The 15,734-nt window shown below is 72.0% G+C and carries 9 protein-coding genes; 3 read left to right on the top strand and 6 right to left on the bottom strand.

Annotated features, from left to right (window positions below; genetic code table 11):
• The first annotated feature begins 6 nt into the window (after positions 1-6).
• Positions 7-1,566 carry a sodium:solute symporter family protein gene (locus ACT1U9_RS17915; RefSeq protein WP_444533732.1) on the top strand — a complete coding sequence of 520 codons (1,560 nt, stop codon included), beginning with the start codon at positions 7-9 and terminating at the stop codon, positions 1,564-1,566.
• A 4-nt stretch (positions 1,567-1,570) separates the two neighbouring features.
• Here the strand turns inward: ACT1U9_RS17915 and ACT1U9_RS17910 are convergent, their stop codons facing one another.
• The 4 genes from ACT1U9_RS17910 to ACT1U9_RS17895 form a co-directional block, all read right to left on the bottom strand.
• Positions 1,571-2,755 (bottom strand): ADP-ribosylglycohydrolase family protein, encoded by a 1,185-nt coding sequence (locus ACT1U9_RS17910; RefSeq protein ID WP_444533731.1) that lies wholly within the window; start codon positions 2,753-2,755, stop codon positions 1,571-1,573.
• 108 nt (positions 2,756-2,863) lie between these two features.
• Positions 2,864-3,448 (bottom strand): HD domain-containing protein, encoded by a 585-nt coding sequence (locus ACT1U9_RS17905; RefSeq protein ID WP_444533730.1) that lies wholly within the window; start codon positions 3,446-3,448, stop codon positions 2,864-2,866.
• Between the two features lie 324 nt (positions 3,449-3,772).
• Positions 3,773-7,279, bottom strand: a complete 3,507-nt coding sequence (locus ACT1U9_RS17900; protein ID WP_444533729.1) for a tetratricopeptide repeat protein — start codon at positions 7,277-7,279, stop codon at positions 3,773-3,775.
• Positions 7,280-7,317: 38 nt separating this feature from the next.
• Positions 7,318-9,912, bottom strand: a complete 2,595-nt coding sequence (locus ACT1U9_RS17895; protein ID WP_444533728.1) for a bifunctional FO biosynthesis protein CofGH — start codon at positions 9,910-9,912, stop codon at positions 7,318-7,320.
• A 225-nt stretch (positions 9,913-10,137) separates the two neighbouring features.
• Here ACT1U9_RS17895 and ACT1U9_RS17890 point away from each other — a divergent pair, with 225 nt between their 5' ends.
• On the top strand, positions 10,138-11,793 hold the full coding sequence (locus tag ACT1U9_RS17890; protein WP_444533727.1) for a CocE/NonD family hydrolase C-terminal non-catalytic domain-containing protein: 1,656 nt from the start codon (positions 10,138-10,140) through the stop codon (positions 11,791-11,793).
• Between the two features lie 51 nt (positions 11,794-11,844).
• On the opposite strand, the gene ACT1U9_RS17885 is transcribed toward ACT1U9_RS17890, so the two are convergent.
• Complete coding sequence (locus ACT1U9_RS17885; RefSeq protein ID WP_444533726.1) at positions 11,845-12,675, bottom strand: LLM class F420-dependent oxidoreductase; 831 nt, start codon at positions 12,673-12,675, stop codon at positions 11,845-11,847.
• A 190-nt stretch (positions 12,676-12,865) separates the two neighbouring features.
• Between ACT1U9_RS17885 and ACT1U9_RS17880 the strand changes: the two genes are divergently transcribed.
• Complete coding sequence (locus ACT1U9_RS17880; RefSeq protein WP_444533725.1) at positions 12,866-14,434, top strand: CehA/McbA family metallohydrolase; 1,569 nt, start codon at positions 12,866-12,868, stop codon at positions 14,432-14,434.
• Between the two features lie 110 nt (positions 14,435-14,544).
• Here the strand turns inward: ACT1U9_RS17880 and ACT1U9_RS17875 are convergent, their stop codons facing one another.
• On the bottom strand, positions 14,545-15,720 hold the full coding sequence (locus tag ACT1U9_RS17875) for a methyltransferase domain-containing protein (RefSeq protein WP_444533724.1): 1,176 nt from the start codon (positions 15,718-15,720) through the stop codon (positions 14,545-14,547).
• Positions 15,721-15,734: the final 14 nt, after the last annotated feature.

The following is a 15,734-nucleotide window of genomic DNA, read 5'->3' as shown; positions in this document are numbered from 1 at the left end:
GGGGACATGAACAGTCTCGACTGGGCCGTGCTCATCGGCTACTTCGGTGTGATGGTGGCGATCGGCGTCTGGTCGCACAAGCGCGTCGACGACGTCTCCGACTTCTTCACGGCGGGCGGCAGGATGCCGTGGTGGCTGTCGGGCATCTCGCACCATATGTCGGGGTACAGCGCGGTGATGTTCACGGGGTACGCGGGGATCGCGTACCGGTACGGCGTGACGTCCTTCGTCACCTGGTCCTTCCCCATCGCGGTCGGCATCGGCATCGGCGCGAGACTCTTCGCACCCCGGCTCAACCGGCTGCGCTCCAAGCTGCACGTGGCCTCACCGCTCGAATACCTCAAGAACCGCTACAACGTCTCCACGCAGCTGGCGCTCGCCTGGTCCGGGCTGCTGCTCAAGATCGTGGACGTGGGCGCGAAGTGGGCGGCGATCGCCACGCTGCTCTCCGTCTTCACCGGCGTCACCATCACCCAGGGCATCTTCATCACCGGCTGCATCACCGCCGTCTACTGCACGGTCGGCGGACTGTGGGCGGACGCGCTGACCGAACTGGGCCAGTTCGTCATCCAGTTGTGCGCCGGGGTCGCCATGCTGGTCGCGACCATGGGCAAGCTCGGCGGGTTCAGCGCGCTGTGGACGGTGTGGGACAAGCTGCCGAGCGGGCACGCGCACCCGACGGCCGGGCCCTACACCGTCACGTTCCTGCTCGCGTTCCTGTTCATCAAGACGTTCGAGTACAACGGCGGGATGTGGAACCAGGCCCAGCGCTTCATGGCCACCGACTCGGCCCGCTCCGCGACCCGTTCGGCCCGGCTCTCCGCGGTCCTGTGGCTGGTCTGGCCGCTGGTCCTCTTCTTCCCCATGTGGTGCGCCCCGCTCCTGGTGCACGCGAAGAAGCCGGACGCGTCGGACTCGTACGCCCTGATGACCGAGAGCCTGCTGCCACACGGACTGCTCGGCCTGGTGATCGTGGGGTTCTTCTCGCACACGATGGCCATGTGCTCCTCGGACGCGAACGCGATCTCGGCGGTGTTCACACGGGACATCGCGCCCACGCTCTCCCGGCGGGCGCGCGGCTGGGACCCGCGGGCGGGGCTGCTGGCGGCGCGTATCTCGACCCTGGTGTTCCTGGGCCTGTCGATGTCGATCGCCACGCAGGTCAACTCGCCCGCGTTCAAGGACATCATCACGGTCGTCATCAAGTGGGTGGCGGGCCTGATGGGCCCGATCGCGATCCCGTTCATGCTGGGCATGCTGCGTACGTTCCGCAAGTCCGGGCCGACGGCGGCGCTGACCAGCTGGGCGGCGGGTCTGGTGGCGTTCTTCTTCGTCAACTACCACCTGGACGGCTCGGACCGTACGAGTGTGGCGCTGCAGTACCAGGTGTCGGTGCCGCTGGCGATCTCGCTGGTGCTGTACGTCCTGATCGGCCTGGTCAGGCCGGAGGACACACCGGAGCGGGACGCGTTGCTGGCGCGGATCGACTCGGACGGGGACGACGGTCGGGGCTCGGCGGCCGTGGTGCCCGCGCAGGCGGGGGAGGCGAGGGTGCTGGACAGCTGATAGGTCATGCTCTTGGGTAACGGGCCAGCCAGCCGGGGGTGTTGACGGCAGGGCCGTGGAGGGCCGGCCCCTGGGTCATCTCCATGGCGAAGTCGTCGGCGAGTTCGAGGACGGTGGAGCGGCCTTCGAGTTCGGCGAGCCAGCCGGGTGGCAGGGCGGTCTCGCCGTGCTGGGTGCCCAGGAGGGTGCCGCAGAGGGAGCCGGTGGCGTCGGAGGGGCCGTCGTGGTTGACGGCGAGGAGCAGGCCGTGGCGGATGTCCTCGCCGACCAGGGCGCAGTACACGGCGATGGCCAGCGCCTCCTCGGCGAGATGGCCCTCGCCGAGCGTGGCGAGCAGGCCGGGGCTCGGCATGCCCTGGCGTACGGCGCCGAGCGCGTGCTTCAGGGCGTCCGTGACGGGCTGGTGGCCGGGGCGCTGCGCGAGCAGGGCGAGGGTGCGCTGGACGGCCGCGTCCAGGGACTCGCCCCGGGCCAGGCCGTGCACGATGACGGCGTACGCGCCGGCCGAGAGGTACGCGGCGGGGGCGCCGTGGGTCTGGGCGGCGCACTCGACGGCGAGCTGGAGCACGAGCTGCGGCTCCCAGCCGACGAGCAGGCCGAAGGGGCCGGAGCGGGTGAGGGCGGCGGGATCGCGGGCGTCGGGGTTCTTGGGGCGGTCGAGGGTGCCCATCACGTCGTCCCCGAGCCCGACGAGGCAGGGCCGCGCCGGGTCCCTGCGGCTGTACAGCCACTCCTGCGCGGCGAGCCACCCATTGTCCTTGCGCCGCTCGTCCGGCCCCCAGTCGCGCTGGGTGGCGGCCCAGCGGAGGTACGCACGGTGCACATCGGTCGGCGGATGCCAGGCGCCGGTGTCCCGGCGGACCTGGGCGCGGATGAGGCCGTCGACGGTGAAGAGGGTGAGCTGGGTGGAGGCGGTTATTCGGCCTCCGGTGGCCGTGGATGCGGCGGCCGGGTCGGTGGGTGGGCTCGGCGGGGCCACCGGGAGCGGCGGGGGCGCCGGGGTCAGGGTGGTGACGCCCTCGGGGCCGTGGTGGGCGCGTATCGCGTCCAGGGTGAGGTGGGCGACGGGGGCGCCGAGCGCGTCACCGATCGCGCCGCCGAGGAGACTCCCGCGGACCCGGCTGCGGAAGTCCTGCTGCTCGGTGCGGCCCCATATGGACGTGGCCGGTCCAGTGGCTGCTGCGCTCATGGCGCAGCACTGTAATCGACTGGGTGGGGGGCGAATAAGACCGCGATGGTTATGCGAAGTGTCGCCCTTTGAACAACTTTTGTCCCGCACTGACCCACCGTCGCGCGGCTACGCCTCTTTCTCCCCGAGTGCCCTGCGCAGCCAGTCGAGGGAGTTCTGACCCAGTAGTTCGTCGGCCAGGCGGATCGCCGTGGCGGTGACGAGGCGGCCTCGGCTGTTGTCGATCCAGCGCTGGGCGTGCTCGTAGCCCTGGGCCCGGTACTCGATGCCCTGGAGCAGGCATTCCAGCTTGTCGGCGTCGCGGGCGCAGACCGCTTCGGGCGACTCCTTCGCCTCGTACTCGTCGACGAGATCGCGCACCGCCGACGCCAGCACCTCCGGCATACCGGCCGTCTGGTCGGCGGTGACCACCCGGGGATCCGCGGCGCCCGCCGAGTACTTCTTCCCGAGGTGGTTCACGTCACCCGCGCGGGTCTCCTGGGTGTCGTGCCACACCGCGAGGAACGCCGCGCGGGCCGGGTCGGCCCCTTCGAGCTTCGCGATGATCGTGGCGATGAGGGCGGTCCGCCAGGAGTGCTCGGCGACGCTCTCCGGATCGCGGACACCGGCCATCCACCATCCCGTGCGACGCGCCTGCTTGAGCGTGCCCGCCTCGTACAGGAAGTGCGCCACCGCAGACAGACCCTCGGCCACGTCCGTCTCCTCTCACGCCTCGGCGAGGCGGATTGCGTACCGGATGCTCTCCAGCTCTCGACGCGTACGGGCCGACAGCTCTCGGCTATCCAACATCCCTGCGGGGTGAGTCCGTGCTCGGCGTCCCCGCCGTACACCGCACCGCCCGCCCGGGCGCCTATTGGCTGCACCCGCCCCGGCACCCCGAAGACTTCTGCCCGCCCGACGGTGTCGACGAGGTGATCCGCCTCAGGCGCCAACGAGCCACCCCGCCCCTTCGCTGAACCTCCAGGCGTGGGTGGGCTATCGGGGGACCGCCCCCGACCCCGGCCGCCCGCCCAGGGCTTACGGGAACGGGCGGGGCAGGGGGCACTCCCGTAGGGCCGTGCGCAAGCGGTTCGCTCGGGGGGACAGTTCCCCGGGCGGTATGGCCTCGCACAGCGCCAGCTCCCCCACCCCCTCCACTGCCTCCATCAACTCCTCCCACGCCCCGGTGGTACGCACCAGCTCCGACACCAGTTCGTCCGCCCGGGCCCACTCGCCCCGTGCGCACACCGCCACCACCCCGTCGCCCGCCTCCGCCCACGGGGGCGAGGCCATGCCCGCGCGGCTCGACGCCATCGCGTGGTGGTACGCGCCCCGCTCCCCCGGCAAGCGGGTTGCCAAAGCCACTGCCAGCGCGTGGTTGCCCTGGGCGCGGTGGGTGGCGCAGAGGGTTTCGATGCCCTCGGGGGTGCCGGGGTCCGCTGATCGCTCCGCGCGGCCGTCGAGGAGGGCCAGGCAGCGTTCCAGCTCCGCCGCACCGCGATCCATAAACGCCACCACCCCCTCCATCAACCCCGCCCTCAACCACACCCTCGCCCGACTCCCCCGCGCCCACCCCACGTTCGGGTCCAGCTCGATCGCCCGGTCCAGGGCCGTCAGCGCCTCCGCCGGGCGGTCCAGGGCGAGGTGGGTTGCGGCCAGAACCGCCCACATCCCACCCTCCTCCGGGGACAGGCGCACCGCACGGTCCACGTACGAGTACGCCTCCTCCACACGCCCCAGACCCCGCAGCACCTCCCCCAGCGCCCCCACCGCCTGCGCCTCCCCCGGCTCCTCCTCCACCGCCGCCCGGCAGTCCGCGAGCGCGGCCTCGTACCGGCCGGCCCTCCAGTGCGCCTCGCCTCGCAGGAGGCGGATGCCACGGTCGGAGGGGCCTGCCAGCGCCACCGCGCCGTCCAGGTCCGTCAGTTCGCCGGCCCAGTCGCCCGACTGGGCGCGCAGGAACGACCGTTCCACCAGCGGTGACACCGCGCCGGGAGCGATCCGTACCGCCCGGTCCAGGTCCTCCGACGCCTCCTCCGGGCGCCACAGCCTGCGGTTGATCCTGCCTCGCCAGGTCAGCGCGTAGACGTCGTCCCCGCTCAGGCCCACCGCACGGTTCAGGTCCTCCAACGCGCCTTCCGCGTCGCCCAGTTCCGAGCGCACCCTCGCCCTCATGATCAGCGCCCAGGTGTACGACGGCTCCACCTCCAGCGCCCTGTCGTAGTCCGCCAGCGCCTCCGTGTGGCGGCCCAGTTCCTCCAGGCACATCGCGCGGTTGCCCAGCGCCCACGCGTACTGCTCGTCGGCCGCGAGGGCGCGGGTGTACTCGGCCACCGCCTCGCCGTGGCGGCCCGCCGTGCGCAGGATGTCGCCTCGGACACCGACGACCCAGGCGGTGTCCGTGGACAATCGCTCCGCGCGGTCCAGGTCCGCCAGCGCGCCCGCCACATCCGCCAGGCCGTGGCGGACCTGGGCGCGGCGGACCAACGCCCACAGGTAGTCCTGGTTCAGCTCCAGGGCGCGGTTCAGGTCGGCCAGGGCGCCCTCAAGGAGGCCCATCTGGTGGCGGATACGGCCCCGGCTGGCGGGGGCCCAGGCGTCGCCGGGGTCGAGCAGGATCGCGCGGTCGAGGTCGGCCAGCGCCTCCTCGAAACGGCCGAGCCTGCGGTACATGTCGCCCCGGTAGCCGATGTAGTACGCGTCGTCCGGGGCCAGTGCGCAGGCCCGGGCGATGTCGTCGAGCGCGGCCTCCGGGCCGTCGAGGGCGCTGCGCACCACGCTGCGGCCGTAGTGGGCGCGGGCCCGCTCCGGGTCGAGCGCGATCGCCCGGTCGTACTCGTCCAGCGCCTCCTGGTGGGCGCCCGCGTGACGCAGCTCCCGGCCCCGTGCGACATGGGCACTCGCCCGGCCCTCCGGCGAAAGCTTGCCACTGGCGAGCAGAAGGCCCAACATCCGGACGGCGCCCGCCTGTTCGTCATCCAGCGCGGCCAGGCAGTCCGCGCCCCAGCGCCGCAGCAGTTCGGCGTCCGCGTCCTCGCCCGCCTCGGCGAGCGTCCTGGCCCAGCGCCGGGCGACGGCGGACCCGGCGTCGCAGGCGTCCACGCCGTCGCGCAGCACGCGCGCGAGGGCGGCCTGCGGGCGGGCGCACAACAGGTGGTACGACTCCTCAAGGCGCAGCTCGCGCCACTCCTCCTGGCCCCACAGGTGGCGCGCGGGCAGCTCCTCGGCCACTGCCTCCCGGCGCTGGGCGATCGCCTCCGCCAGCCGCTGGTGGCGCTCGCTCCAGCGCTGCGGCGAACCCGTGCGCTGGACGCCGAGCATCGCCGTACGCACCACCGCGTGGTACTGCGCGCGCCCGCCCCGGTCGCTCACGAACGGCAGCGACCACAGCCAGCCGAACAGGCCCGCCGCGTCCGCCTCCACCGCGTCCCGGAAACCGTCCTCGTCGACCGCCGCCCGGAACACGTCCTCGTCGATGCGGCGGGGCAGCGCGCACGCGAGCGCCGCAGCCCGGCGGACCGGATCCGCCTCCCACTTCAGAAAGCGGTCCACGGCCGTGGCACCCGGGGCGCGGGCATCGCCCGGGTTCTCGGCCAGGGTGGAGACCAGGACCGGCAGGCGGCCCGACAGACGCAGCACATCCCGGACGATCTCCTCGTCCAGTACGCCCTTCGTCGCCAGGAGTTGGCGTGCCTCCGCCTCGGTGAACAGGTCCAGCGACAGCTCCGCGACCAGGTCCGCGCTGTCCGCCCAGCACACCGGGTCAAGCCGCCGCTGGCCCGCCAGGACGACGACCACCTGCGCGGGCAGCGCCCCGTACCGCTCGGTGGTGATCAGATCCCGCAGCCAGGTGTCCAGGAAGGGGCCGGTGCGTTCATATGTGTCGAAGAAGAGGGTGATCCAGGGGACCTCGTCCGCGATCCGGCCCAGCTCCGTCACCAGTACGGGAGTGAGCACCTGGAGCGGGTCCAGGACCAGCTGGACGTCCTCCTGTTTACCGAAGCGGGCACTCAGAGCCGCCCTCAACCTGTCAGCGCCCAAAGCCAGTTGGTCCGCGTCCAGGCCACCCGCGACAGCCCCCGCGCCCGGCACCATACCGAGGCCCACCAACCCCGCCTGCGCGGCGAGACGGCGGCCCGGCGAAGGCGAAGGGGGCGGCGGGGGCCCGTCGAGGGCCGCGGACTCCGCCTCGTAACGCCGCTGGCGGTAGGTGGCCAGCAGCCGCTCCAGCGCCTTCAGCGGGCGGTCCTGGCGGGCGAAGTGCGCGCAGATCGCGGCCAGCGTCTCGGGGACGCTGTTGACGGCCTCGTCGGCGTACGCGGTCACCGCGCCCCGCTCGCGCGCGGTGTGCTCCAGTTCGCGTACGAGCGAGGTCTTGCCGACGCCGGCGGCACCGTGGACGTGGAAGACGAACCGGTGCCGCTCGTCGTCCGGCGGGAACTCGAAGTTCTCGCGGAACAGCGCGAGTTCGCCGCGCCGGCCGACGAATCCGGCCCGTCTGCGCCGCCGGATCAGCTCCTGCATCGAGGGTTTGCCTGCCGCCATGGGATCAGTATGCGATCTCCCGGCGCAGGCGACAGCCCTCAGTCCTCCAACACCGGCAGCAGCTCCGGCAGATGCCCGTCGGAGGCGGCCGCCGTGCGCTGCCGCTCCTCGGACACCTCCCCGTACAGCGTGTTGCGCGCCCGCGCCGGGCGGCCCGCGGCCTCCGCGACCGCGATCAGGTCCTGGACGGACTTGTACGAGCCGTAACTGGAGCCCGCCATCCGGGAGATGGTCTCCTCCATCAGCGTGCCGCCCAGGTCGTTGGCGCCCGAGCGCAGCATCTCGGCGGCGCCCTCGGTGCCCAGCTTCACCCAGCTGGTCTGGATGTTGGTGATGTGGGGGTGCAGCAGCAGGCGGGCCATCGCCGTCACCGCTCGGTTGTCGCGGATCGTCGGGCCGGGGCGCGCGATGCCCGCCAGGTACACCGGCGCGTTGGTGTGGATGAACGGCAGCGTCACGAACTCCGTGAAACCGCCCGTCTCCTGCTGGATGCGGGCCAGCGTGCGGAAGTGGCCGAGCCAGTGGCGGGGCTGGTCCACATGGCCGTACATCATCGTGGAGGAGGAGCGGATGCCCAGCTCATGGGCGGTCTTCACCACCTCGATCCAGGTCGCCGTGGGCAGCTTGCCCTTGGTGAGGACCCAGCGGACCTCGTCGTCGAGGATCTCGGCGGCGGTGCCGGGGATCGAGTCGAGGCCCGCCTCCTTCGCCGCGCTCAGCCACTCCCGTATCGACATGCCGGTGCGGGTGGCGCCGTTGACGACCTCCATCGGGGAGAAGGCGTGCACATGCATGCCGGGGACCCGCTCCTTCACCGCGCGCGCGATGTCGAAGTAGGCCGTGCCCGGCAGGTCGGGGTGGATGCCGCCCTGCATGCACACCTCCACCGCGCCCACCTCCCACGCCTGTTCGGCCCGGTCGGCGACCTGCGAGAGGGAGAGGGTGTACGCGTCGGCGTCGGTGCGGCGCTGGGCGAAGGCGCAGAAGCGGCAGCCGGTGTAGCAGACGTTGGTGAAGTTGATGTTCCGGGTGACGATGTACGTGACGTCGTCGCCGACCACATCGCGGCGCAGCTCGTCCGCGATCCGGCAGAGCGCGTCGAGCGCCGGGCCGTCGGCGTGCAGCAGCGCCAGCGCCTCGTCGTCGGTGAGCTTGGTGGGGTCGTCCGCCGCCACGGAAAGCGCCTGGCGTACGTCGGTGTCGATGCGGGACGGGACCATGCCCGGGGCGGCGGCCTCGCGCAGCGCCTCCCAGTCGCCGTACACCTCGTCGAAGTCGTCGCGGCGGTCGTGGGTGCGGCCGGTGGTGTCGATGGTGCGGTGCAGATCGGTGCGGCCGGTCGCGGTGAAGCTCTCGTCGGGCTCCTGCCAGGGCAGACCGCGCACGGGTGCGTCGGGGTTGGCCAGGCCCGTCCCGGGGTCGGCGAGCGCCCGCACGTGCGGCAGCAGCCTCGGGTCCAGCCACGGCTCGCCGCGCTGCACGAACTCCGGGTACACACACAGCCGTTCACGCAGCTCGAAGCCCGCCTCGGCGGAGCGCGCGGCCAGTTCGCCGATGAGCGGCCACGGCTGCTCGGGGTTCACATGGTCGATGGTGACCGGCGAGACACCGCCCCAGTCGTCGATGCCCGCACCGATCAGGCGCGCGTACTCGCCCGCGACCAGGTTGGGCGGCGCCTGGAGGCAGCCGGAGGGGCCCATGATGTGCCGGGCGACGGCGACGGTGGCCACCAGGTCGTCGAGGTCGGCGTCCGGCATGCCGCGCATCGCCGTGTCGGGCTTGGCGCGGAAGTTCTGGATGATGAGTTCCTGGATGCCGTGGTAGGCCCGGGCCACCCGGCGCAGCGCGAACAGCGAGTCGGCGCGCTCCTCGTACGTCTCGCCGATCCCGATGAGCAGCCCGCTGGTGAACGGCACCGACGAGCGGCCCGCGTCCTCCAACACCCGCAGCCGCACGGCCGGTTCCTTGTCCGGGGAGCCGTAGTGCGGGCCGCCCGGCTCGGACCACAGCCGGGTCGCGGTCGTCTCCAGCATCATGCCCATGCTCGGCGCCACCGGCTTGAGGCGCTGGAAGTCGGTCCAGGACATCACCCCGGGGTTGAGGTGCGGCAGCAGGCCGGTCTCCTCCAGGATGCGGATGGACATGGCGCGTACGTAGGCGATCGTGTCGTCGTAGCCGTGCGCGTCCAGCCACTCGCGGGCCTCGGGCCAGCGGTCCTCCGGCTTGTCGCCGAGGGTGATCAGGGCTTCCTTGCAGCCGAGTTCGGCGCCCCGGCGGGCGATGTCCAGGACCTCGTCGGGCGACATGAACATCCCGTGCCCGGCCCGGCGCAGCTTGCCGGGGACGGTGACGAAGGTGCAGTAGTGGCACTTGTCGCGGCACAGCCGGGTGAGCGGGATGAAGACGCTCTTCGAATACGTGATGACCCCCGGCCGGCCCGCCGCCTCAAGACCCGCGTCGCGCACGCGCGCGGCCGAGGCGGTCAGGTCCACCAGGTCCTCGCCGCGCGCCTGGAGGAGCACCGCGGCCTCGGTGACGTCGAGCGCGACGCCGTCGCGGGCACGTTTCAGCGCGCGCCGCATCGCGTTGGCGGTCGGTGCGTCTGCCTGCGGTCGCTGCGCGCTGGAAGTCATTACCCGAGCATACGAGCGGTGCCGCGGCGGCTGCTCGCGGCCCGGACGAGTCGGCGGGGCGCGCAATTCCCGCCAATGTGCCGAATACGGCGGGTCCTGCTGTGTGGCCGCCCCGATACTGAGGGTCGCGCACGCCATGGCGCCCGGGCCCTGAGAACGAAGCACAGTCCACATCCCGCACCTCCGACGAAGTGGGACGGTACCGACGTGACTTCAGAGCAACCAGTGAGCTTGTACCCGGAGCTCGACGAGGCATCGCTCACCCAGTTCGCCGCCGCGCTCAGGAGCGGCGACACCGCGCACCTCTCGCCCGCGCGCGCCGACGAGGTCACCCGCGCGCTCTCGCTGCTCACCTTCGCCCAGGTCCAGGTGCCCGGCGAGGGCGGCGTGAAGCTCGCCGGGGCGCTGTGGCGGCACACCGGCAACAAGCCGCGCCCGGCGATCGTGATGCCCGCGCCGTGGACCGACTTCGGCTGGCTGGTGTACGCGGTGCAGGCCACCAAGTTCGCGCTCAAGGGCTACCACGTCCTCGCGTACACCCCGCGCGGCTTCGGGCTCGCCCAGTTCGGCGGGGCCTCCGGCGGCGAGGTCGAGGTCGCGGGCCCGAAGGACGTGGCCGACGGCCGCGCGGCGCTCACGTATCTGATCGACCAGGTCAAGGGCCCGGTGACGAAGACCGGCTTCCTCGGCGACTCGTACGGCTCGGGCATCAGCCAGCTGGTCGCCGCCCATGACCCGCGCGTCGACGCGGTGGCCGCGCTGAGCACCTGGGGCGATCTGGGCGAGGCGTTCTACGAGAACAGCACCCGCCATGTGGAGTCGGTGCGGCTGCTGCGCCAGGCCGCCCAGCGGGCCCGCCTCAGCAAGCGCACCGAACAGGCCTTCAAGGACGTGCTGGCCGACCAGAACGTCGAGGAGACCCTGGAGTGGGCGCGCGAGCGCTCCCCGTACACCTACGTCGACCGGCTCAACGAGCGCCAGGTGCCGGTCTTCTACGCGAACGCCTGGCACGAGACGCTGTTCCCGGCCAACCAGGTGCTGCGCACCTTCACCGCGCTGACCGGCCCCCGCCGCATCGACCTGTCCATAGGCGACCACTCGGGCCCGGAGATGACCGGCATGCTCGGGCTGCCCAACCGCATCTGGGCCGACGCCCACAGGTGGTTCGACCACCACCTGAACGGCGCGGCCAACGGCATCGGCACCGAGGGCCGGGTGCTCGGCCAGATCATGTGGAACGAGGAGCTGGAGCTCAGGGACGACTGGGACGCGGTCACCGACGTCACCGACCGCCTGTATCTGACGAGCACGGCCGTCAACGGCAACGGCCGGGGCAGGCACGAGAGCGACGGCGGGCTCGCGGAGAAGCCGGAGACCGGCTGGAGCAGCGAGTTCCGCGTCGGCACCGACACTCCGGCCACCGTCGCCGACGAGATCATCAAGACCGGCAACGACGAGATCGCGGGCAACCCGAAGATCTACCCGACCCCAGACATCGACCGGACGGACGCCGCGGTCTGGGTGACCGGCCGCTACCCCTCGGGCGCGCGGCTGCGCGGCATCCCGCGGCTGCACCTCACGTACACCGCGACGCACACCTCGTCGACGTTCGTCGCCCACCTCTTCGACGTCGACCGGGACGGCAACGCGCACATCGTCACGCACGCGCCCTTCACCCGGCTCGACCACACCCCGGGCCGTCCGGTCAGCGTCGACATCGAGTTCCAGGCCACCGGGTACGACGTCCCGGCCGAGCACCGGCTGATGCTGGTCCTGGACACGGTCGACCCGTTCTACGGGGACGCGAACGCCCCCGGCGGCTCGATCACCATCACCTCACCGGCCGACGACCCGTCCCACCTGGACCTTCCGCTCGGCTGAGAAGCGCGGCGGCCCGGCCTCAAGCACCAGAGGCCGGGCCGCCGAAGCCGCTCACAGATACGGCGCGTACTCGTCCATCGCCTTCAGCACGGTCACCTCGTCGGCCGACGGCAGCAGCACCACGATCTCGTCGATGCCCAGCTCCTCGAAGTGGGCGAGCTTGCCGGGGTTCGGGGCCACCGCGTACGGGACGATCGTGAGGTCGCCGGGGTCGCGGCCCGCCGCGTCCCACGCCTGGCGCAGCTGCGGCAGGGACTCGGTGAACCCGGCGCCGCCGATCGGCATCCAGCCGTCCGCGTACTCGGCGATGTGCGCGAAGAGCTTCGGCCCGGGCGAGCCGCCGACCAGCATGCGCGGGGCTCCGCCACGTACGGGCTTCGGGTAGGCGTCGCTGGCCCGCACCGAGCCGAACGCGCCCTGGTACGCGGTCGGCTCCTCGGCCCACAGCGCCCGCATCAGGGCCACCCGTTCCCGTACGAGCTCGCGGCGCGAGGACCACTCGACGCCGTGGTCGGCGGCCTCCTCGCGGTTCCAGCCGTAGCCGATGCCGAGCGTGAGGCGGCCGCCGGAGAGGTGGTCCAGGGTGGCGGCCTGCTTGGCCAGGTCGATCGGGTCGTGCTGGGCGACCAGCGTGACCCCGGTGCCGAGCCCCAGCGTCTCGGTGACGGCGGCCGCCTGGCCGAGCGCGACGAACGGGTCGAGGAGGCGGCCGTACTCGCGCGGCAGCTCGCCGCCGGCCGGGTACGGCGAGATCCGCTCGACGGGGATGTGCGTGTGCTCGGGCAGATAGAGGCCCGCGAAGCCGCGCTCCTCCAGCTCGCGCGCGATCCGTACGGGAGTGATCGTCTCGTCGGTGAGGAAGATCGTGGTGGCGATACGCATGCCTCTTCTTATCCCCGCGCGGTCAAGGGTGCAAGGGAGCCATACGGCCAGTACGGGCCACGAACCGGCCATGAACCGCCACGGGTCGGTCATTCGCCAACCGCCGCACCTTGTACGGGAGTTCACGCGAGCGTACGACTGTGGGCAGGAACTGTCAGGCACCCCTTCCATCCCGCTGGGAGTACCGGGTATGACCGGACCGGAGAACAGACCCGAGAACACGGCCGAATACAGCGCCCACGACAGATCGATCGGACGGCGCGGACTGTTCGTGACGGGAGCGGCCACCGCGCTTACGTTGGGAACCGTGAGCTTCGCGAACGCGGCCCCCGGCGACGGCGGCGGCAGCAGCGGTGGCGGCACGGGCGACCGGACCCGGGTCGTCACGGGCACCCTGCCGCCCGGCGCGCCGGACTTCGTCTACCTCCCGGTGGAGGTCCCGCGCGGGGTGCGCGAGCTGGCGGTCTCGTACACGTACGAGAAGGCCACCGTGCCCGCCGGGACACAGAACAACGCGCTGGACATCGGCGTCTTCGACGAGCGCGGCACCGATCTGGGCGGCCGGGGCTTCCGGGGCTGGTCGGGCGGCGCCCGCACCGAGTTCTTCATCCGGGCGGACGCGGCGACCCCCGGGTACATCCCGGGCCCGGTGCGCGCCGGGACCTGGCACATCGCGCTCGGCCCGTACACGGTCGCGCCGCAGGGCCTGCCGTACAAGGTGACGGTCACGCTGAGGTTCGGCGAGCGCGGCACCACACCGACGCCGGTGTACCCGCCGACGCGGGCCAAGGGCCGGGGCCGGGCCTGGTACCGGGGCGACTGCCACATGCACTCCTGGTACTCCGACGGCAGGCGCACCCCCGCCGAGATCGCGGCGCTCGCGCGCGCGGCGGGCCTGGACTTCATCAACACCTCCGAGCACAACACCCACGCCTCGCACCCGGCGTGGGAGGGCCTGTGGGGCGACGACCTGCTGATCCTCACCGGCGAGGAGATCACCACCCGCAACGGCCACGTGGTGGCACTCGGCACCGATCCGGGCACCTTCATCGACTGGCGCTACCGGGCCCGCGACAACCGTTTCGGCCACTACGCGCGCGAGATCCGCCGCGCGGGCGGCCTGGTCGTCCCCGCCCATCCGCACGCCACCTGCGTCGGCTGCAACTGGAAGTTCGGGTTCGGCGAGGCGGACGCGGTGGAGGTGTGGAACGGCCCGTACACCCCCGACGACGAGGTGACGCTGGCGGAGTGGGACAACACCCTTGCGGTGGCGGCCCGTTCGGGCGGCGCCTGGACCCCCGCGATGGGCAACAGCGACGCCCACCGCGATCCCGACCGCATCGGCGGCCCCCAGACGGTCGTGCTAGCGGACGAGCTGTCCCGGCCAGCGATCCAGGCGGGCCTGAAGGCGGGGCATTCGTACGTGGCCGAGTCGTCGGCGGTGTCGCTGTCCTTCGGCGCGTCGGGCGGACACGGTCAGCACGCGGGCATCGGCGAACGGCTGCGGGCGGAGCGGGACGAGCGGGTGACCGTGCGCCTGGAGGCCACCGGCGCGCCCGGCTGCACGGTCTCCTTCGTGACCGACCAGGGCACCCTGTTCACGACCCCACTGCCGTCGTCCGGAACGGGTTCCGCCGAGTGGCAGACGACACCGTCGTACGCGACGTACGTACGCGCCGAGCTCCGCCACGCCCCACTGGTACCGGGGTTGCCGGGCCCGCTGGCGGCCTTTACGAACCCGGTGTTCCTGGGCGACTAGCCGCCGTACGGCGGATGTTGCAGGTCGTCTGCGGACCGTGCTGGGTTGCTCGCGCAGTTCCCCGCGCCCCTTAGATGGGCCCTTCGGGCCCTCTCTTCAGGGACGCGAGGCTACGCGCTCCGGAGTGGTACCGGACTGTCCGGTGCGTCGAGCCATACCCGTTCGCCGTCGCCGTCCACGGTGAGCCCGAAGCGGGTGAAGCCGGGGCGCCCCTGTTCCTCCCACCATCGGTAGGCGGCTTCCGTCTCGTCCCACAGGTGGCGCGGACCGGACTGGACCACCACGTACTCACTCGCTCCTGGCTCGTAGTCGGCCGACGCCCACGAGCCGGTGTCGGTGCTGTACGTCCACAGTGTGTAAGAGCCGTCGTCGTACCGTTCGGCACGCCAGAACGCCCCGGGGACCTGTAGTCCGATCACGAACTGTTCGAGCCACCCGCCGATATCAGCGGGGGAAAGGGCGGTCGCGGTCCTGGTGCCGTCTGCGGGCCACTGCTGACCCTTGAGATAGGCGTCGAAGGGCGGGCGTACTGTTCGGTGCTGTCGCAGGCGCATGAAGGCACTGGAGCGGGTGAAGGGGCCGCTCGCTGTGCCGTCGTCCGCGACGGTCAGGCGCGCGATGTACTCGCCGCCGTAGTCCGTTCCCCACGGGGTGACGACGATCCCGCCCGGCCGGGTCTGCTCGATCCAGGTTCGGGGCACCTCCCCGACCGAGCATGTAGCGATGACCCGGTCGTACGACGCGCTGGCCACGTAGCCCAACCGGCCGTCACCGACGATGACCAGCGGGGCCAGACCAGCGGCCCGAAGGTTCTCCCCGGCGTTCTTGGCAACGTCTTCGTCGTACTCGACGCTGACCACGTTCCCGCCGCCCAGCCGGGCAGCGAGAAGACCCGCGTTCCAGCCTGTGCCCGTACCGATTTCGAGAACGTGGTGTCCTTCCTGCACGTCCAGGTCAGCGAGCATCGAGAAGACCATGCGCGGCATGGAACTGGAGCTTGTCGGCGTGGCTCCCAGTCCGTCACCGCTGTGCCGTCCGTCGTCCCACTGCGTGGTCAGCGGGATGTCGGAGTACACCGCCTTGAACCACCCGCCGGGGTCCTTGGCCCGGTCCACCAACGCCGCCTGCTCGGTGCCGTCCGCGATGCCCGGCCAGATGCGGTCAGGCACGAACAGCTCACGGGGTACTGCCTCAAATGTCGGCAGCCACTCAGGAGTCAGCGCGCCCGCCTCTACGAGCGCGGAGGCGAGCCCCGAAAGGCCCGCCTCCTCTGTGCGTTCGGTCACGAGTACCTACTTAC

Source organism: Streptomyces sp. BR1, assembly GCF_052373795.1.
Taxonomy (GTDB): domain Bacteria; phylum Actinomycetota; class Actinomycetes; order Streptomycetales; family Streptomycetaceae; genus Streptomyces.
The sequence above is the reverse complement of the archived record's forward strand: the minus strand, read 5'-3'. Positions and strand labels throughout refer to the sequence as shown.